Origin of the sequence: Bradyrhizobium cajani (assembly GCF_009759665.1) — a bacterium.
Classification (GTDB): Bacteria; Pseudomonadota; Alphaproteobacteria; order Rhizobiales; family Xanthobacteraceae; genus Bradyrhizobium; species Bradyrhizobium cajani.
Genome location: NZ_WQNE01000065.1, coordinates 1 through 18895 on the forward strand (window position 1 = coordinate 1; position 18895 = coordinate 18895).

The 18895-nt window shown below is 64.6% G+C and carries 16 protein-coding genes and 2 pseudogenes; 5 read left to right on the forward strand and 13 right to left on the reverse strand.

Annotated features, from left to right (window positions below; all coding sequences use genetic code 11):
• Nucleotides 1-207: 207 nt before the first annotated feature.
• The 7 genes from GPL20_RS37760 to murI form a co-directional block, all read right to left on the reverse strand.
• A complete protein-coding gene (locus GPL20_RS37760; protein ID WP_167533383.1) occupies nt 208-1275 on the reverse strand; it encodes a threonine aldolase family protein in 1068 nt (355 codons plus the stop codon).
• A 21-nt stretch (nt 1276-1296) separates the two neighbouring features.
• Nucleotides 1297-1593, reverse strand: a complete 297-nt coding sequence (locus GPL20_RS37765; RefSeq protein WP_157337696.1) for a type II toxin-antitoxin system RelE/ParE family toxin — start codon at nt 1591-1593, stop codon at nt 1297-1299.
• Nucleotides 1586-1801 (reverse strand): hypothetical protein, encoded by a 216-nt coding sequence (locus GPL20_RS37770; RefSeq protein WP_157337698.1) that lies wholly within the window; start codon nt 1799-1801, stop codon nt 1586-1588. Before GPL20_RS37770 ends, GPL20_RS37765 begins: the two co-directional genes overlap by 8 nt.
• Nucleotides 1802-1869: 68 nt before the next feature.
• Nucleotides 1870-2487, reverse strand: a complete 618-nt coding sequence (gene rpsD / locus GPL20_RS37775) for a 30S ribosomal protein S4 (protein WP_080140385.1) — start codon at nt 2485-2487, stop codon at nt 1870-1872.
• Nucleotides 2488-2789: 302 nt separating this feature from the next.
• On the reverse strand, nt 2790-3557 hold the full coding sequence (locus GPL20_RS37780) for an acyltransferase (RefSeq protein WP_157337700.1): 768 nt from the start codon (nt 3555-3557) through the stop codon (nt 2790-2792).
• Between the two features lie 202 nt (nt 3558-3759).
• On the reverse strand, nt 3760-4533 hold the full coding sequence (locus GPL20_RS37785) for an HpcH/HpaI aldolase family protein (protein ID WP_157337702.1): 774 nt from the start codon (nt 4531-4533) through the stop codon (nt 3760-3762).
• Between the two features lie 63 nt (nt 4534-4596).
• Nucleotides 4597-5394, reverse strand: coding sequence for a glutamate racemase (gene murI, locus GPL20_RS37790; protein WP_254125048.1), 798 nt, complete (start codon nt 5392-5394; stop codon nt 4597-4599).
• A 251-nt stretch (nt 5395-5645) separates the two neighbouring features.
• Here murI and GPL20_RS37795 point away from each other — a divergent pair, with 251 nt between their 5' ends.
• Nucleotides 5646-6287, forward strand: coding sequence for a glutathione S-transferase family protein (locus GPL20_RS37795; RefSeq protein WP_157337704.1), 642 nt, complete (start codon nt 5646-5648; stop codon nt 6285-6287).
• 7 nt (nt 6288-6294) lie between these two features.
• Here the strand turns inward: GPL20_RS37795 and GPL20_RS37800 are convergent, their stop codons facing one another.
• The 3 genes from GPL20_RS37800 to GPL20_RS37810 all read right to left on the reverse strand — a co-directional run bounded on the left by GPL20_RS37800 (nt 6295) and on the right by GPL20_RS37810 (nt 8681).
• Nucleotides 6295-7101 (reverse strand): Crp/Fnr family transcriptional regulator, encoded by an 807-nt coding sequence (locus GPL20_RS37800; protein WP_157337706.1) that lies wholly within the window; start codon nt 7099-7101, stop codon nt 6295-6297.
• Nucleotides 7102-7351: 250 nt separating this feature from the next.
• On the reverse strand, nt 7352-8431 hold the full coding sequence (locus GPL20_RS37805) for a SecDF P1 head subdomain-containing protein (protein ID WP_157337708.1): 1080 nt from the start codon (nt 8429-8431) through the stop codon (nt 7352-7354).
• Nucleotides 8432-8510: 79 nt separating this feature from the next.
• The gene (locus tag GPL20_RS37810; RefSeq protein WP_157337710.1) at nt 8511-8681 is read right to left on the reverse strand and encodes a hypothetical protein; all 171 of its coding nucleotides are present in this window, start codon (nt 8679-8681) and stop codon (nt 8511-8513) included.
• Between GPL20_RS37810 and GPL20_RS37815 the strand changes: the two genes are divergently transcribed.
• The gene (locus GPL20_RS37815; protein WP_157337712.1) at nt 8680-10587 is read left to right on the forward strand and encodes an acyl-CoA synthetase; all 1908 of its coding nucleotides are present in this window, start codon (nt 8680-8682) and stop codon (nt 10585-10587) included. The genes GPL20_RS37810 and GPL20_RS37815 overlap by 2 nt on opposite strands.
• A 191-nt stretch (nt 10588-10778) precedes the next feature.
• Nucleotides 10779-12611: a caspase family protein gene (locus tag GPL20_RS37820; RefSeq protein WP_430641854.1), complete on the forward strand. Its 1833-nt coding sequence runs from the start codon at nt 10779-10781 to the stop codon at nt 12609-12611.
• A 118-nt stretch (nt 12612-12729) separates the two neighbouring features.
• Here the strand turns inward: GPL20_RS37820 and GPL20_RS37825 are convergent, their stop codons facing one another.
• On the reverse strand, nt 12730-14106 hold the full coding sequence (locus GPL20_RS37825; protein WP_167533385.1) for an extracellular solute-binding protein: 1377 nt from the start codon (nt 14104-14106) through the stop codon (nt 12730-12732).
• Between the two features lie 202 nt (nt 14107-14308).
• Between GPL20_RS37825 and GPL20_RS39860 the strand changes: the two are divergent.
• Together GPL20_RS39860 and GPL20_RS37830 are read left to right on the forward strand one after the other, a co-directional pair.
• Nucleotides 14309-14770: pseudogene (locus GPL20_RS39860) on the forward strand (CHASE3 domain-containing protein); the annotation flags it as partial.
• Nucleotides 14771-14878: 108 nt separating this feature from the next.
• Nucleotides 14879-16159, forward strand: a pseudogene (locus GPL20_RS37830) (sensor histidine kinase); the annotation flags it as partial.
• Between the two features lie 119 nt (nt 16160-16278).
• On the opposite strand, the gene GPL20_RS37835 reads toward GPL20_RS37830, so the two are convergent.
• Nucleotides 16279-17451, reverse strand: coding sequence for a M20 aminoacylase family protein (locus GPL20_RS37835; protein WP_157337721.1), 1173 nt, complete (start codon nt 17449-17451; stop codon nt 16279-16281).
• Nucleotides 17452-17569: 118 nt separating this feature from the next.
• The gene (gene purB, locus GPL20_RS37840) at nt 17570-18877 is read right to left on the reverse strand and encodes an adenylosuccinate lyase (protein WP_157337723.1); all 1308 of its coding nucleotides are present in this window, start codon (nt 18875-18877) and stop codon (nt 17570-17572) included.
• Nucleotides 18878-18895: the final 18 nt, after the last annotated feature.

Consider the following 18895-nt stretch of genomic DNA (forward strand, 5'->3'; position numbering starts at 1 on the left):
CGACCTGCTCCTCTCCAGAACCCCATCAGGCGACGGCCACAGCGCCGATCCCGTACAGAAGCACGTTCCCGGCGAGTGGATGACGCAAAAAGGGATTGACTAACCACCGCCCGTTACAGAAGCCCGGATGAGCGATGCGATATCCGGGATCTCCGCGGGTGGATCTCCCGGGTATCGCTGCGCTCAGCCGGGCTACGGGATCGAGTACTAAGCCCCGCGCACGATCTCGCGCACGTAGCCAATCGCCTCCTCGACCTGGTTCGCATTGACGTCGAGATGGGTGCAGGCGCGGATGCGGCCGTCCATCATCGCAAGCGTCACGCCGCGCTGGCGGAGCGCCGCCACCATCTTGTCGCCGGGAACGCCGGCGCCGTCCGGCTTGAAGAACACGAGATTGGTCTCGGGCTCCTGCACCTCGATGCCTGCGATCTGCGACAGCCCGCGGGCCAGCGCGCGCGCATTGGCGTGGTCGTCGGCAAGGCGGTCGACGTGATGGTCGAGCGCGTAGATGCAGGCGGCGGCGCAGATTCCGGCCTGCCGCATCGAGCCGCCGAGGCGCTGCTTCCACTGCCAGACTGCGTCGATGAAGGCGCGCGAGCCCGCGAGCACGCCGCCGATCGGCGCGCCGAGGCCCTTGGAGAAGTCGATCCAGGCCGAATCCCAACCCGCGGTCATGTCGCGCGGGGAGATGCCGCTCGCGACGGTGGCGTTGAGCAGACGCGCGCCGTCCATGTGGGTGATGAGGCCGTGCTGCTTGGCGATCACGACGATCTCGTCGAGCGCGGCCTTCTTCCAGATCGTGCCGCCGCCAATATTGGCGGTCTGCTCGACGCTGACGACCGTCTGCGGCGGCTGATAGCGCGTGCGCGGGTGCAGGGCCTTGCGGAACGTCTCCGGCGTGAACTGGCCGTCGGGGCCCTTGAGCTGCGTGATCTGAAAGCCGCCGATCGCGGCATGCGCGCCGCCTTCGCGCGCGATGATGTGCGCGGTCTCATGCGCCAGGATCTCGTCGCCGGGACGGCAATGCACCAGCGTCGCGGTGACGTTGCACATCGTGCCCGAGGGCATGTACACCGCGGCCTCCTTGCCGAGCAGATTGGCCACGCGCTCACACAGCGCGTTCACGGTCGGATCGTCGCCGACCTGCTCGTCGCCGACCTCCGCCCGCGCCATCGCCTCGCGCATCGCAGCCGTTGGCTTGGTCTGCGTGTCCGAGAGCAGATTGATGCGCACCGGCGGCGCCTTGGGATCGATCGGGGGAGGGGTGTAGAGCATAGCTGGACTCGTCATTTCATTTTAGTCGAACAATTGAGGTCTGATGTCTTGCGCGCCGTGAAGAATGGCACGGATTTCGACGTGGTCGGGTTGCACCGTGTAGAAGATCAGATGGGATTGGAAGCGGAAACGTCGATAGCCCGGCGCGAGTTCATCCACCTGCTGGCCGATCAGAGGGAAATCGGCGAGAAGTCCGAAGGAGCGGATCAGACCCGCGTAATAAGCCTCAGCCTGATATTTGCCGAACCGGCTTTCGGTGAAGTCGTAGATGTCGATCAGATCGGCTCGGGTACGCTCCGATAACCGGTACTCAGCCATGGCGGCGTTGGGCAACGCGTTGGCGCGCGGCGGCGAGGATGTCGTCCGGCGTGTCCGAGGTGAAGTTGTTGCAGTCGGGCTGGGCGAACAGCGCTTGATATCGACGGATCTGTTCGTCGCGGGGCAGCTTGGCCCATGCCTCAAGCTCCGCCTCGCTAGGCGTTGCCGATGGGGTGATGTTGGCGAGCTGGTCGGTGGTCCGGGACATCGACAGCACGTTACCACAACAAAAAGGCCCCGGAAACCGGGGCCTTTTAGCAATGGGGCGCGGAGATATCAGCGCGAATAGAATTCGACGACCAGATGGGGCTCCATCTGCACCGGGAACGGCACGTCGGAGAGGCCGGGGATGCGCGTGTACTTCGCGGTCATCTTGCCGTGGTCGACTTCGAGATAGTCGGGGGTGTCGCGCTCGGGGAGCTGGCTGGCTTCGAGCACGTGGGCGAGCTGCTTGGAGGCTTCCTTGACCTCGATCACGTCGCCGACCTTGAGCTGGTAGCTCGAGATGTTGACCTTGCGGCCGTTCACCTTGATGTGGCCGTGGTTGATGAACTGGCGGGCGGCGAAGATCGTCGAGACGAACTTGGCGCGATACACGACCGCGTCGAGACGGCGCTCCAAGAGGCCGATCAGGTTCTCGCCGGTATCACCCTTGAGGCGGCTGGCTTCGACGTAGATGCCGTGGAACTGGCGCTCGCTGATGTTGGCGTAGTAGCCCTTCAGCTTCTGCTTGGCGCGCAGCTGCACGCCGAAGTCGGAGAGCTTGCCCTTGCGGCGCTGGCCGTGCTGGCCGGGGCCGTACTCGCGGCGATTCACGGGGCTCTTCGGGCGGCCCCAGATGTTCTGGCCCATACGGCGATCGATCTTGTACTTCGCCTCACTGCGCTTAGTCATCGCGTCCTCTTCAGGTACATGGTTTGAGGAAACGCGCCCTCCTGTGTGACGGGCCAGGCCCGGCACCGACAGGTCCGATCCCCAAAGCTTGAAGGGACAGGACCACGGGTCGCGAAACGCTTCGCGGGCCGAAATCGGCCCGCGAGCAGGCGGCTTTTAGGAGAGTTTGGGGTTCGCTGTCAATTCTTTAGCCCGTCATTCCGGGGCGATGCGCGAGCATCGAACTATGGTGCGCAATTGCGCACCTGAGAATCTCGAGGTTCCGGGTCTGGTCCTTCGGACCATCCCGGAACGACAGTATCTTACGTCCCGACCGCCCTGATCGGCTTCGACCCGGCCGCCCGCAATTCGGCAGCGATTTCAGTGTTCAGGGCCTGTTCCAGCTTGGTCAGGACGCGGGCGATGGGGGCGGCGTCGGTAACCCGGTGGTCCCAGCGGATCACGACATGGATGGTCTGGTCCGGCTCGACCACCCCGTAGCTGACGATGAAGGGCCCCGGCGTGATGGGATGGAGCTCGCCGCCGCCATAGGCGGCCACCGAGCTCACTGCGAAGCTGCCGAACCAGTTGCCGCGCTGCCGGCCGAAATTCAGCCCCACGGCCCAGGAGAGCCGCCGCAGCGGGTATGGCAGGCGGGTCGCCCGCATGATCTTGCGGAACATGGGAACGTCCTGGATCGGCGCCGTCTTGGCGCGCCGGATCTCGGCGTCGACCGCGGCCAGCGGGAGGGCCTCGGGGGCGGCGATCCGCTGCGGTATTACGCACTCCTCACCGTCCTCGACCCGGGCGATGGCCACCAGAGCCACGCTCTTCGGCAGCTCGTACAGCGCCGGCCAGGGCCATTTGGCGTAGACGGTGCGCAGGATCGGCTCCTCCCTGGCGACGAGGGCGAACGCCTTGACGAACATCGCGGCCCAGCCGGCGGGCGCCACCGCGCCCGCCCGGGCCTCCAGCAGGGGGCGGACATTGAGCGAACGGGACAGCGACACGAAGGGCACGTCCATCGAGGCGCGCATGAGGTCGCAGATCAGGCGACGCCGCAGCGAAATGTTCTTGGGCTTCCCCCGCATCGCTCTTTCGGTTCCCGCGGATTAAAAAATGTGCAGCGAGCGGTCGCCCGCTCACCTGCTCTAGCACGAACCAACCCGCTTGGGGCCGGTCGGTTCGCCGCATCAAGGTGCGGGCGAGGTCAACGGCTCGGCTATGTTGAAGCTATAAATAAATATTTATTTCAATGACTTATGCTGTTCTTTTGATGTCGTTCGGCTTTGTTCAGCGCTTGATTCCCTCAAACGCCGCCATGATGCCGCGCTGGAACAGCGACCAGTCGAAGCCGAGCGCGATCGCGCGGTAGCCGCGATCGATCAGGGCGTTGGCCTGATCGGCGGTGCGGGCTACGCCGCCGATCGGCACGCCGCTTCGGAGGATTCCGGCCTCGGCACGGGCGACCAGCTCCAGCAATTCCGGATCGTCCATCTGCCCGCGCTTGTTGATGGAGGTGGCGAGGTCGCCGGGGCCGATGACCGCGACGTCGATGCCGGGCGTCGCCATGATCTCGTCGATGCGGTTGACGGCATCGACATGCTCGATGGTGATCATGCAGAGCATCTCGTCGTCGGCGCCGGCCATGTAGTCCGGCATCGACTGGCCCCAGCGGAACGGCGCGTGAAACGGGCCCCAGAGACGATCGCCGCGCGGCGGGTAGCGCACGCTGCGCACCGCCTTCTCGGCGTCCGCGCGGTTGGTGATCATCGGAAAGTTGATGCCGAACGCGCCGATGTCCATCGGCGCTTTCGCCAGCCAGGGCTCGTTCGCCGCGATCCGCACCAGGGGCGTGCACGGCGTGCCCGTCGTCGCCGCGATCATCGCATGGGCTTCGGTCAATCCAATCGGCCCGTGCTCGAGATCGACGATGATCCAATCCAGCGAGCGCGCCATGATCTGCACCAGCTGTACGCTCGGGATGGTCGCGATCGCGCCGAAGGCGGGACGGCCCTCGCGCCAAAGCTGGCGGAGACGGTTGAGCGGCGTGGTCGGGACCGACATGGAAAAGGCCTGCGGGACAAATGACGACGGCGGAGCCTAGCAGCGCGCCGTTGCGGTGCAAGATCAGGCCAGTGCGCGGCCGCCGAAGAACGGCGTCAGCGTGGCCGAAAGGCCATGCGCGCGGTTCGACGTGAAGATCATCTCGGCGCCGGCCTGCGCGATGTCGCCGATACGTGCGCCGAGCAGATCAGAGACGCGGCGGGCGATTGCGGGCGCCGGATCGATCCAGTCGACCGGCCAGGGTGCGAGCGTCATCAGCCGGTCGAGCAGCAGCGGATAATGCGTGCAGGCCAGCACCACTATGTCGGTGCGTGCGCCGGCGTCCTCGGGATCGCCGACGAAGCAGGGCGCGAGCTCGGCGAGGATATCGCCGTCGCTGATCGGGTGGCCGCCAAGCGCCCGTTCGGCGAGCGAGGCCAGTTCGGGCGAGCCGACCAGCGTCACCTCGCAGCCCTGCGCGAAATCGCGGATCAGTGCCTTGGTGTATTCCCGCTTCACCGTGCCCTTGGTGCCGAGCACCGAGACGCGGCGGGTCTTCGACTGCGCACAGGCCGGCTTGATCGCCGGCACGGTGCCGACGAAGGGCAGGGAGTAAGCGGCGCGCAGCTGCGACATGACCAGGGTGGAGGCCGTGTTGCAGGCGATGACGACGAGGTCAGGGTCGTGCGTGCCGATCAATTCCCCCATCAGCGGCACCACGCGGGCGATGATCTCGTCCTCGCCGTGGTGGCCGTAGGGAAAGAAGGCGTCGTCGGCGACATAGACGTAATGCGCGTCCGGGCGCGCGGCCACGACCTCACGGAGCACCGTGAGCCCGCCAAGGCCGGAATCGAACACCAGGATCGTCGGGGAATTGGTCACGTCGCTACCTTAAGGGTGCCATGGTTACCATTCGGTTTTTGGGGCGATTTTGCGGCGAGGGACGCCTGGAGCCGATCTGGCGCGAATTGATACACGTCCGCAAAATTCCGGGGGCTGACCAGAAGCGCTCGCCTTGACGTGGTTTCCCTGATCGCCCCTTCCTCTGGCACCACTTCGGCCATTTCTGCATCGCAATGACGGAGTAAGGTACCGCGGCACAATTGATCCAGTTTACAGGCGCAGGAGACGTCATGCTCACCGTCCATCATCTTGGCAGGTCGCAATCCGAGCGCATCGTCTGGCTCTGCGAGGAACTGGAAATTCCCTACGAGCTGAGGCGCTACGCGCGCGATCCCGTCACCATGCTGGCGCCGGCCGATTACAAGGCGCTGCACCCGATCGGGACTGCGCCGGTCATCACCGACGGTGATCTGGTGCTCGCCGAATCCGGCGCCATCGTCGACTACATCATGGCGAAACACGGCAAGGGGCGCCTCGCGCTCCGCCCTGACGATCCGGACTTTGCCCAGTTTCTGTACTGGTTTCACTTCGCCAACGGCACGCTACAGGCCGGCATGGGCCGCTTGATGATCCTGAACCGGCTCAAGCTTGCCGAAGACAATGCGATGCTGCTTGCGACCAGGGCGCGCGTTGACCGGGCCTTCGACCTGATCGACGCGCGGGTTCGTGACGCCGAGTACCTGGCCGGCAGCGCCTTCACCACCGCCGACATCATGACCGGCTTTTCGCTCACCACGATGCGCTACTTCCAGCCCTATGATCTCAAGCGCTGTCCGAACGTGGTCAAATATCTCGGTCGCATCGGGGCGCGAGCGGCCTACCGGCGCGCGATGGAGAAGGGCGATCCCGGCATGGCGCTGCTGCTCAGCTGAGCGGCCGTCACGCGATCCTGTTCGCCGTTGCCGCCCGCTCCGTGGCCAGCTGCTTCTGCAGGCGATCGATGTTTTGCAGAAGACGCTGGCTGGTCAGGACCAGGAAGTAGTAGCCGAATTGCGGATCCTGGAAATAGATCTCGAGCAACCGGTCATAGGTGATCGTCAGCACCTGGCCGTCTTCGATGCATTCGATCGTTCCGGTGCGCCGGTTGTCCGGCGTCAGGAAGCCGAGCTCGCCCATCAGGGCTCCGGGCCCGATCTCGACATTGATCTCCTTGACCAGGAACTTGCCGGTGACCGTGAGCAGCATCTCCTGGGCCGGGTCGCCCAGCTTGAACAGCGTGTCGCCGCTGCGATATTTGCGCTCGGTCATGAACGGCTTGAGCCATTCGATCGACATGTCGCCTTCGGCCGCATGGCGCGCCTTCTTCACCAGCTTGAGCATCTGCCGCAGGCGCAGAGCGTTGATCGGAAGCAGCAGCAGATAGAGCAGGAACGTCGAGACGTTGGCAGTGAGCGCGCCGAAGACCGCGAAGAGCGCACAGCCGATCATGTTGGCGACGCGCAGGGGCACCATCGTCCGCATCAGGAGGGTGGCGACGAAGAAGCCGGCGCCGACTGCGGCGAACAGATTGGCCAGGGTGATGTTGTGGATGAAGATCTCCAGCAGCCGGTTGAAGATCGCATCATAGGTGACGTTGTCCGGATCGAGGCCCATCTGGACCAGGATCTTCGCGATCCTGAGGTTATCCGTCGCCGCATCGAGGATGCGGTCGAGGATCGAGGAAATGTCTGCGCTGCCGGACGGCATGATACTAACCCCGCGTAAGGTCTTCAGTCCTGGTCGGTATGCTCGACACGTATAGCCGAAATCGAATGACGGCCGCCTGAAATGAAGCCTTCGGCCGTCATGCCGCAAGAGGCAAATTTTAGCCTGATCGGGCGTTTCGGCAATTGCCCGTTGGTTGCGCGTCTGGCCAGAGCGCGGTCATGATTCGGGGCGGGCCTCGGCGTCGCGGAGGGGCTGGATGCCCCAGGCGGGGCGTCGGACGATCTTCGCCTTATGGCTTGGCGGCGGGTTGCACGACCTGCTGCTCGACGAGGACAAGTCGTCCGGGCAACGAGCCGGCGCGCAGCAGCATGGCGACGCTGTTGGCCTCTTCCAGGGTGAAGTTGCCGGAGATTTGGCCGGAGCCGCCGGTGATGGGTTCGCGGATCACGGGGGCGGAGATCACCTTGTCGTCAAGCACGATGGCGAAGGGCTTTCCGATGTTCTCTGCGGTGATGTGGGCGAAGCGGCGCGTACCGCGGCCGTTGAAGCGAAACGAGGCGATCGGCTCCTTCGTGCCGCTCGTAAATCCCGGTCCCGCATAGCTGATGTCGTCGCCGTCGAGGGCGCTGTCCTTGGCGACGAGATAGGGGAGCTTTTCCTTGAAGCCGAGCAGGACTTCCGTCCCTGTCGGAGGCGTGCCCGCCTGTGCCTGCTCCGCCGGCATCGACAGATCGATCAGGCGGAAGGTGACCCGCACCTTCTTGGCAAAGACAGTGGTCACCCGTTCGGGCTCCATCATGCCGGGAATGAAAATGCGGATGCGATCCGTCCCGTCCGGCCGGACGCTGGCAAGCTGAACGCCGATGTCCTTGAGGCGCTGCTCGATCATGCCGACGGTGTCTTCGACGAGATCGTGCTGCCGCGCGGCGGATGCGGCACCGGTCGGCGCGATCCTGACCAGCCCGTCGCCGCCATCGGTGACGGTGACCGCGCGCGACGGCAATCCCTCCGCCGCCGACGCGAGCTTGCGCGCGAGCTGCTCGCGCCCCTTGGCGTCCGCGATCTTCACGTCGACGCCGCCGTCGCGGATTGCAAGACCCGAGAACGCGATGCGGCCTTCCCGCAGATTCCTGTAGACGTCGTCGCGCAGGTCGGTGACGACCGTCTCGCGCAAGGCGTCGGTATCCACCCGGTAGACGATGCGCGAGCCGCCCAGCTTCTCCATCTTGTCGGCGACGAAGGCCGCGACCTTCGCGCGCATCTTGTCGAGAGTGTCCTCGGCGAGCGCGGCGCGAGGCGGGGCGATCGCCATGGCGAGGGCGAGCGCGACGACCAGCCGTGTGACGCGGTTCCGCAGGGGCGTGGTCATGATCACCTCAAGTCTTGCGGCAGGGCGCTGGCAAGGGAGGCCGACGCCAATTTTTGGTCCCCGGACCGGGCGCGGAGGTTCAAAGGCCGAGCGCTGCGATCTCGCTCGCCGCAGCCGGGAAGCAATGGACGAACGCCAAATCATCCCTCATTCTGCTTTCGCTCGACCGGCCATCGGTCGAGGTCTCGTCGATCCAAAATGTCAAAAGACAGGAGGCGGGGAAATGCACAGAGGGAGGACGGAAATCCATGGCGGGCATCCACGCGCTCGATCGGCTCATCGGCAACGACTATCCTGACTTCTTGACGGACGCCGAGGTCCGGGCCTTCGAGCAGGTCCCTTACGCCGATCGCGTTGCGGCCGAGAGCACGTATGATGCGATCAGGTTAGGTGCGGCGCTCAATCCCGACGGGGCGGCGATCCAGTTCCTCCAAAACGCCGATCCCGCCGACACGCCGGTCGTGGTCACCTACCGCGATCTCATCGCGCGCGTCACACAGGCCGCCAACATGTTCCACGCGCTCGGCGCGGAGAAGGGCGACGTCATCAGCTTCATGCTGCCGCTCGTGCCCGACGCCTTCGTCACGCTGTTCGGCGCCGAGGCCGCCGGCATCGCCAATCCCGTCAATCCGCTGCTCGAGCCGCACCAGATCGCGGAGATCCTGGAAGCCGCGAACACGAAAATCCTGGTTGCGCTCGGGCCGATGCCGGGCACCGACATCTGGCAGAAGGTCGAACAGATCCGCCCACAATTAAAACACCTCAAGGCGGTCGTGCAGGTGTTCGGCGGCGGCGACCCGGCGAAGGAAATCTATGCCTTCAGCGACCTGATCAAGCAGCGGCCCTCCGACCGGCTCGTCAGCGGGCGCAAGATTCTCGGCAGCGACATCGCCGCCTATTTCCACACCGGCGGCACCACCGGCACGCCGAAGCTGGTGCGGCACACCCATGCCAACCAGGTCTATCAGGCCTGGGCGCTCAATCTGCTGCTGAAGGCGAAACCCGGTGCCAATTTGCTATTCGGCATGCCGCTGTTTCACGTCGGGGGTTCGCTGACGCAGGTGCTGCTGACGCTGTCGAGCGGCGGCTCGCTGGTCGTGCTGTCGCCGAGCGGCTGGCGCAATCCGAATGCCGTGAAGAACATCTGGGGGCTGGTCGAGCGCTTCAAGCCCGAGGCGCTGTCGAGCGTCCCGACGGTGCTTGCCGCGACGCTTGCGGTGCCGCCGGGCAACGCCGACATCTCCAGCCTGAAATATGCCGCGGGCGGCGGCTCGGCGATCCCTGTCGCGGTCGGCTCGGCGATCCAGGACAAGCTCAAGCTGCCGGTGGTCGAGGTCTACGGCATGACCGAGACCTCGAGCGTGCACACGCTGGCCTATCCGTCGCGGCCGATCCGGCTCGGCTCGGTCGGTCTTCCCATGCCTTACGCGCGCGTGCGCATCGTGCAGCTCGATGCCGACGGCCGCCTGATCCGCGATTGCGCGCCTGACGAGATCGGCGTCGTCATCATGGCCGGCCCCGGCGTGTTCGGCGGCTATCTCAATGACGAGCACAACAAGGGCGCGTTCGTCGACGAGGTCTGGGTCAATTCGGGTGACCTCGGCCGGCTCGACGCCGACGGCTATCTCTGGATCACCGGCCGCGCCAAGGACCTCGTGATCCGCGGCGGCCACAACATCGACCCGGCGCCGATCGAGGAGATCATGTTCCGCCATCCCGCCGTCGGCTTCGCCGCGGTGGTCGGCCAGCCAGACGCCTATGCCGGCGAACTGCCGGTGGGCTACGTGCAGTTGAAGCCGGGCGCGACCGTCCAGCCGGGCGAGCTCGAAGCGTGGGTGCGCGAGCGCACGCCGGAGCGCGCCGCCGTTCCGGTGCAGGTGATTCCGATCGATCCGATGCCCGTGACTGGCGTCGGCAAGGTGTTCAAGCCGAAGCTGCGCTGGGACGCGGCAGAGCGCGTGTTCGCCAAGGTGCTGGCGCCGCTCACTGACCGCGGCATCGATTGCAAGGTGAGGGTCGGCGCACATGGCAGTCACGGCTCGATCGCCACCGTGACGCTGACGGGATTGCCGGCAGATCAGCGCGATGTGGTCGCCGGAGAGGTGCACACGCTGCTGGCGCCGTTCGTGATGCGGCACGAGGTGGTGCAGGCGTAGGTGGAGAGACACAACCCGAAATAGCATCGTCCCCCGGCGAGCCACGCCTGAGCATTATCCAAAACTTCGCTTCGAAATATTTGTGTGACGGATGTCACATTCGGGGCGTTTGCATTTGGCCATGCTCCGAATACTGTAATGGAATTGCATCCGGGGGACCGCAAGTGATTCCGCTTCGGCAATTTGGTTTGTTGATTTTTTCGATCTGGCTCGCCTGCGGACCGGCCCATGCCGAGAAGCGGGTCGCGCTCGTGATCGGCAATTCCGCCTACAAGAACGTGCCAAAGCTGGCGAACCCAGTGAGCGACGGCGGCTTGATCGGCGGCGTGCTGAAGAAAGCCGGCTTCGACACTATCGATGTCAGGCAGGACCTCAGCGCGTCCGAGATGCGCAAGGCGCTGCGCGAATTTGGCAACAAGACGCGCGACGCCGATGTTGCGGTGGTCTACTACGCCGGTCACGGCATGGAAGTGGACGGCGCGAATTATCTCATTCCGACCGATGCGACGCTGGAGACCGACACCGACGTCTACGACGAGGCGTTGCCGCTCGATCGCGTGCTGGTGACGATCGAGACTGCCAAGCAGCTTCGGCTCGTGATCCTGGACGCCTGCCGCGACAATCCGTTCGCCAAGAGCATGAAGCGAACGGTGGCTTCCCGTGCAATCGGGCGCGGCCTTGCCAAGATCGAGCCGACCAGCCCAAATACGATGATTGCATTTGCGGCCAAAGCGGGTTCGACAGCGTCAGACGGCGACTCGAGGAACAGCCCGTTTGCAACCGCCTTGGCCGATCACCTGCCAAAGCCCGGCCTCGACCTGCGCAAAGCCTTCGGTTTCGTGCGCGACGACGTGCTGAAGAGCACCGGCTACAAGCAGGAGCCATATGTCTACGGCTCGCTCGGCGGCGATGACGTGCCGCTGGTTGCGGCAAAGCCCGCTGCCACGGGTCCGCAGGCGAACCCGCAGGACGCCATTCGCAGGGATTATGAGCTTGCGTTGCAGCTCGGCACCCGCGACGGCTGGGAAGCATTTCTGGGGCAATATCCCGACGGCTTTTACGCCAATCTGGCCAAGGGTCAGCTGAACAAGATTGCCGCTGAAGAAACCCGCGCGACGGCCGAACAAAAGGCGAGGGCGGCCGAGCAGGAGAAGGCAAGGCTCATCGCCGAACGCGCCCAAAAGGCCGAGCAGGAGAAGGCGGCCGCCGCCGCCAGGGCGGCGGAAGAGGCGCGGATCGCGGCGGAGAAGCAGAAGCAGATTGAACAGGCCAGAGCGGATGCTGCCGAGCAGCAGCGGAAAGCGGCCGAAGCCGCCGCCGCAAAGGCGCTCGCGGAGAAGCAGGCAGCGGAGAAGGCTAAGGCCGAGCTGGCGGCCAAGCAGGCCGCCGAGCTTGCGGCCAGGCAGACTGCCGAGAAAGCTGATCGAGGGGTCGCCGCCGACGCGGAAACCCAGAAAGTGGCCGCGCTTTCGCCCGCGCCTGCCTCAACGCTCTCCGGCACCGATTTGGCCAAGTCCGTGCAGCTGGAATTGCGGCGCGTCGGCTGTCTCACCTCGGCGGCTGATGGCGAGTGGAATGCGGCGTCGCAACGCTCGCTGACGCAGTTCAACAAATATGCCGGCACGAAATTCGACGTGAAACTCGCCAGCCTCGATGCCCTGGATGCCCTGAAGGCCAAGCAGGGCCGAGTCTGCCCGCTGGTGTGCGACCGCGGCTTTCGGGCCGACGGGGACAAATGCGTCAAGATCACCTGCCGTGCCGGTTACCGGGTGAACGAGGACAACGAGTGCGAGAAGATCGAGGACAAGAAGCCCGTCGCTACCCGCGATGACTCCAGGCAGCGAGACGACGAACGGAAGAAGGTCGAGTCCGCGCCATCGAAGCCTCAGTCTGGTGGGCAAATCTACTGCAACAGTGCAGGTTGCCGACCCGTTCGGCCGGGTTGTCGAATCGAAGCGTGGGGCAACAGGACGGCGGGCGCGTTGGGCGGCGGCGGCTCCAGCACGGTCGAAGTCTGCAACTGAAGTCGCAAGGACTCAAGGAACCGCGATCAGGACCGGAAAGAGTCGGAATCGGCGGCACCAAAGTCGCAGCGCGTCGCACAGCGCGGCTCCATCACCACAGGTTGGGTGACGCCTGCCGCTACCCGCGGATTGCCGCATTGGCCTGCTCGGCCGCGCCCGTCATCGCATCCTTTGCCGATTTCGCCCCGTTGACCACTTCATTGACGCCGATCATGAAGGCGTCGAGGATCAGGTTCGATTTCGGGTGGAAGAGAATGGCCTTGGCGCGGTCGACATCCGCATCTTGCAGGTTGGTGAGCGCCGCCTCGGCGGCCTCCGACCCGAACGCCGTCTTGAAGCCTTCGCTGGACCATGCCGACACGCGTGTCGTGGCCAGCCCCGCTGCAGCGGTCCGCAGCGATGTCGGCTTGCTCGTTGCCCAGAGCAGGAACAGGAAAGCTGCCCGCTTGTTTCGCGATTTGGAATTGATGCAGGCCTGCCAGTGCGACATGAAAGGAACGGGTGCGCGACCGGGGAGATGAGGGAAAGTTGCATACCCGGCGTGCTTGGCCACGCGGCTCCTCGCCGGATTGGAGATGTCGGTCGCGAAGTTGCTGCTGTCGATTGCCATTGCGGTCCTGCCTTGCAGGAAGTCATCCAGCACGTGGTACCATTCATAGCTGCCAGCGCCGAAAGGTCCGGCCTGGCTCAGCAACTGTCCGTACATCTCGACCGCCGCAAGCGCCTCCGGACTGGCGAAAGCGGCCTTGTTGTCCTTGACCATGGCTCCGCCGTACGAGAACACGAAACCCAAGGCCGGCGGACAGGAATTGAAGCTCGCCTGGGCTCGCATGGCGATGCCCGACATCTCGCCGGTCTTGACCGCCTTGGCCGTCGCAAGCAGCTCGTCGAATGTCTGGGGAACCGGCAGGTTCCTGGCCGCCAGCGCATCCTTGTTGATGAACAGGGTCATCGCCTCCGAGGTGATCGGGATGGCGTAGCGTTCGCCGTCCGACCACAGCGGGAAGTGCCGTGCTGTCTTGAGCAAGTCGTCCTCGTGATACCAGGCCAGATCGGTCAGCGACCTGTTGGAATAATAGCTGCCCAATGGTTCGAGCCATCCTGCCGAGATGCCTTGACCATAGGTCGTGAACATGAAGACGTCGGGCGTGCTGCTGCCACGCGCGAGCCTGATCGGCAGAGCGCCCATGAACGTGGTTTCCAGCTGGAAATCGGCGTCTACCGTGATGCCTGTGAGCCTGGTGAACTCCGGCAGCAGCGGAGTGATCGCATTCGACCAGGGATGGATCGCACCCGCGAGCGTGATCGTCTGCCCCGCAAACTGCTTCCAGTCGATCGACGCATTTGCGTAAGCCGCAGAGATATCCTGGGCAAGGCTCCAGCGCGGCAGCGTGGTCAGAGCTGGCAGGACTGCGCCGGCCGCCCCCAGTCCCTTGACGAAACTGCGTCGGCTCGCCGGATTGCGAGGGCCCAATGAGTTTTCGGCCTGCACCATTTTGATGCTCCTTGAACCAACCAAGGGCATTCAACCATAGCACGCGCGCGGGACCGTATCCCTGCGACATTGCAGCCTTCGCCATAGACGTCGCCCGATGAATGTCGGGTTCCTGACCTGCCTATCCGTGCTATTGTCCTATCATGCTCTGGCGTCGGCACCAGAACACGCGCGGTCACACGAGTATCGAAGACCACGGCCAATGTCCGTCCTCGTTCGGATCCTACCTTTGCGATGGCTTGCTCGTCCGTTGGTTCTGGCGGTCGGGGCGCTGCTGACGCTGTCTGCCGCGACTGCAATTCTTGGCCTGCAGTATTGGCAAGAGCGGCAATCGACTCATCAGTCAGTCGGACATAGCCGCCAGGTCCTCGAAACACTTGATCGTCTGCGGGCAATCATCGCGAAACTGGAGGCCGAGCGGCGCGGGTATCTGATGACCCTCGACCCGACCTATCTCAAGGCCTACGGCGTTTCCGACGAAAATGTGCGGCGAGAGGCGCAGGCGCTGCAGTCGCTGGTCGTGGACGATCCGTTGCTGAGTCTGCGCGCTCAACATCTGACGCTGACCGTTTCAGCAAAGCTGCGCGAGATCGACGAAATGGTGAAGACAGCCGGAACGTCCGGGCTGCCAGCACTGGCCATGATTCGCGGCATGGATGAGATCCGTTCGCAAATCGACCAGATGGTAGATCACGAGCGCTTTCGGCTCGCCAGCCGGGAGGCGCACGCGGAGGCGTTCGAGCAACGCTGGACCTGGCTGATCGCCAGCGCCGTTGTCCTTGTCGTCGCGCTGGCCAGTGCGGCGCTGGCGCTGGCGCGGCTCGAAGCAAAACGGCGGAGAAAAACGACCGAGGAGAACATCCAGCTCCAGAGTGATCTTGCGGCGCGAGATATCAAGATCCGGCGCCTGTTCGATGCCAACATCATCGGCATCATCATCTGGGAAGTCGAGGGGCGCATTTTCGAAGCCAATGATGCGTTCCTGCGTATCGTGGGATACGACCGTGAGGATCTCGTTGCAGGGCGCCTGCACCGGACGGACCTCACGCCGCCGGAATGGCGCGACCGCGACTTGCAAACCGTGGCGGAATTGAAGCGGGTCGGGACGGCCCAGGCATTCGAGAAGGAGTATGTGCGGAAGGACGGAACCCGTGTGCCCGTGCTGATCGGCGGGACCATGATTGGAGAAGGTGGGGACCAAGGTATCGGCTTTGTCCTTGATCTGACCGCTCTCAAACGGGCGGAAGCCGAATCTCGCGAACACGAGCGGCGCTACCGCGAAGCCCTGATCGAGCTCGCGCACGCCAATCGCGTCACCACGATGGGGCAACTCACCGCTTCGATTGCCCATGAAGTCAACCAGCCGATCGCGGCGATCGTGGCGAGTGCCGAGGCCGGGGTGAACTGGCTGGAGGCTCAACCGCCAAATCTGGAGCGGGTTCGACAGACGTTCGGCTTGATCGCCGGCGACGGCATGCGGGCCGGCGACATCATCGGCCGCATCCGGGCGCTTATCAGGAAGGCGCCCCCGCAAAAGGAGGATATGGAGATCAACCAGGCAGTGCTCGAGGTCATCGCGCTGACGCGCAGCGAAGCGTTCAAGAACGGCGTCTCGGTGCGAACGCAACTTGCCGAAGGCTTGCCGCCCATTCAGGCCGATCGGGTCCAGCTTCAGCAAGTGATGCTCAACCTGATTGTCAACGCGGTCGAGGCGATGGCCTCGGTCGGCGAAGGGGGACGCGAGTTGCTGATCAGCACCGGCCGGGATGCATCGAACGGCGTGCACGTCACCTTGCGAGATTCCGGTCCGGGCCTGGATCCGAAGAATGCAGAGCGCCTGTTCGAAGCCTTCTACACCACCAAGCCCACAGGTATGGGGATGGGCCTCGCCATTTGCCGCTCGATCATCGAGACGCATGGCGGGCGGATGTGGGCCGGCGCAAACGAGCCTCGAGGCGCCGTCTTTGAGTTCACCTTGCCTCTCGCGTCAGACGAGACCGCTCGCCTCCTGAGGGCGGGTGAGCCGACGGCTCGACGCTCTGCAACCCGATGACGGATCCCACACGACACGCGGCGTACACCGGTCGTGATGCAGCCCGGGCAAAGGCGCGAAGCGCCGTTAGTGGTGGGCACGCTTTCGCTTTGCCCACCCTAGGAGGTCGAGACTGACGGCTAACCCGCCGGCATCCTGGTTTCGATCAGGCGCACCCAGTACGACGCGCCGTGGCCTAAAATGTTGTCGTTGAAGACATAGGCCGGGTGATGGCACTCGTTGCCGTCGCCCATGCCGACCAGGATCATCGCGCCGGGGCGGGCTTCCAGCATGAAGGAGAAGTCCTCGGCGCCCATCATCGGAATGAACTTGTCGTTGACGCGCTCGGCGCCGACGATGTCGCGGGCGACGTCGGCGGCGATGCCGGCCTCGCGTGCATGGTTCATCGTCACGGGATACATCCGCGTGTATTTCGTCTCGGCCGAGCCGCCATAGGCGCGGGCGACGCTCTCGGCGACTTCGCCGATGCGGCGCTCGACGAGGTCGCGCACCTCAGGGTCGAGCGTGCGGACGGTGCCGGCAAGTTCGGCGATCTCGGGGATGATGTTGAAGGCCGTACCGGAGTGGAATTGCGTGATCGAGATCACCGCCGATTTGAGCGGATCGACGTTGCGGGCGACGATCGATTGCAGCGCATTGACGATCTGCGAGCCGATCAGCACGCTGTCGACCGACTTGTGCGGACCGGCGCCGGCGTGGCCGCCTTTGCCGTGGACCGTGATCTGGATGTTGTCGGAGGAGGCGAGCATTGCGCCGGGGGTGGTCGCGAAATGGCCTTCTGGCAGGTTCGGCATGTTGTGCATGCCGTAGACCTCCTGGATATTCCAGCGCGTCATCAGTCCGTCCTCGACCATCGCCTTGCCGCCGCCGCCACCTTCTTCGGCAGGCTGGAAGATCATGATCGCGGTGCCGTCGAAATTGCGGGTCTCGGCGAGATATTTGGCGGCGCCGAGCAGCATCGCGGTGTGGCCGTCATGGCCGCAGGCGTGCATCTTGCCGGGGACCTTCGATGCATAGGCGACGCCTGACGTCTCCATGATCGGCAGCGCGTCCATGTCGGCGCGCAGGCCGATGGTCTTGCCGGAGGCCGACTTGCGGCCCCGGATCACGCCGACCACGCCGGTCTTGCCGATGCCCGTCACCACCTCGTCGCAGCCGAATTCGCGCAGCTTGTCGGCGACGATGCCGGCGGTGCGGTGGACCTCGTAGAGCAGTTCCGGGTTCTCGTGGAAGTCATGGCGCCAGGCGGCCATTTCATCGGAGAGGGCGGCGACGCGGTTGACGATGGGCATGAGGTACGGGTCCCGTTTCTTGTGAGTTTGTCGTCATTCCGGGGCGATGCGAAGCATCGAACCCGGAATCTCGAGATTCCGGGTTCACGCTTCGCGTGCCCCGGAATGACAGGAAAGCTCAGCTCTCCCCGAACACGCGCTTGAAGATCGTGTCGACGTGCTTGAGGTGATAGCCGAGGTCGAACTGCTCCTCGATCTCGGCGTCGCTGAGATATTTCTTCACCTCAGCGTCCTTCTTCAGGAGCTGGAGGAAGTCGCCTTCGCCGCGCCAGACCGGCATCGCGTTGCGCTGCACGAGCTTGTAGGCGTCCTCGCGGCTGGCGCCCTTCTGCGTCAGCGCCAGCAGCACCCGCTGCGAGTGCACGAGACCGCCGAGGCGGTCGAGGTTCTTCTGCATGTTGGCGGGGTAGACCAAGAGCTTGTCGATCAGGCCGGCGAGGCGCACCAGCGCGAAGTCGAGCGTCACGGTCGCGTCCGGGCCCATCATGCGCTCGGCCGAGGAGTGCGAGATATCGCGCTCGTGCCACAGCACGACGTTCTCCAGCGCCGGCGTCACATAGGCGCGCACCATGCGCGACAGGCCGGTGAGATTCTCCGACAGCACCGGATTGCGCTTGTGCGGCATCGCGGAGGAGCCCTTCTGTCCCTCCGAGAAGAACTCTTCGGCTTCCAGCACCTCGGTGCGCTGCATGTGGCGGATTTCCACCGCGATGCGCTCGATCGAGGAGGCGATCACGCCGAGCGTCGAGAAATACATCGCATGACGGTCGCGCGGGATCACCTGCGTCGAGATCGGCTCCGGCACGAGGCCCATGGCCTTGGCGACGTGCTCCTCGACGCGGGGATCGATCTGCGCAAACGTGCCGACCGCACCGGAGATGGCGCAGGTCGCGACCTCCTTGCGCGCCGCGATCAGGCGCTCCTTGGCGCGGGTGAATTCGGCATAGGCATAAGCGAGCTTGAGGCCGAAGGTCACGGGCTCGGCGTGGATGCCGTGGCTGCGGCCGATGGTCGGCGTCATCTTGTGCTCGAAGGCGCGCTTCTTCAGCGCAGCCAGCACCTTGTCGAGATCAGCGAGCAGCAGGTCGGCAGCACGGGTGAGTTGGACGTTGAGGCAGGTGTCGAGCACGTCGGAGGAGGTCATGCCCTGGTGCACGAAGCGCGCTTCGGGGCCGACGATCTCGGCGAGATGGGTGAGGAAGGCGATGACGTCGTGCTTGGTCTCGCGCTCGATCTCGTCGATGCGGGCGACGTCGAACGTGGCGTCCTTGGCCTTGGCCCAGACTGTCTTGGCGGCTTCCTTGGGGATGGTGCCGAGCTCGGCGAGGGCGTCCGCCGCATGCGCCTCGATCTCGAACCAGATCTTGAACCGGGGCTGCGGCTCCCAGATCGAGGCCATTTCCGGGCGGGTATAGCGGGGGATCATCTGACGGCTCCAAAGAGG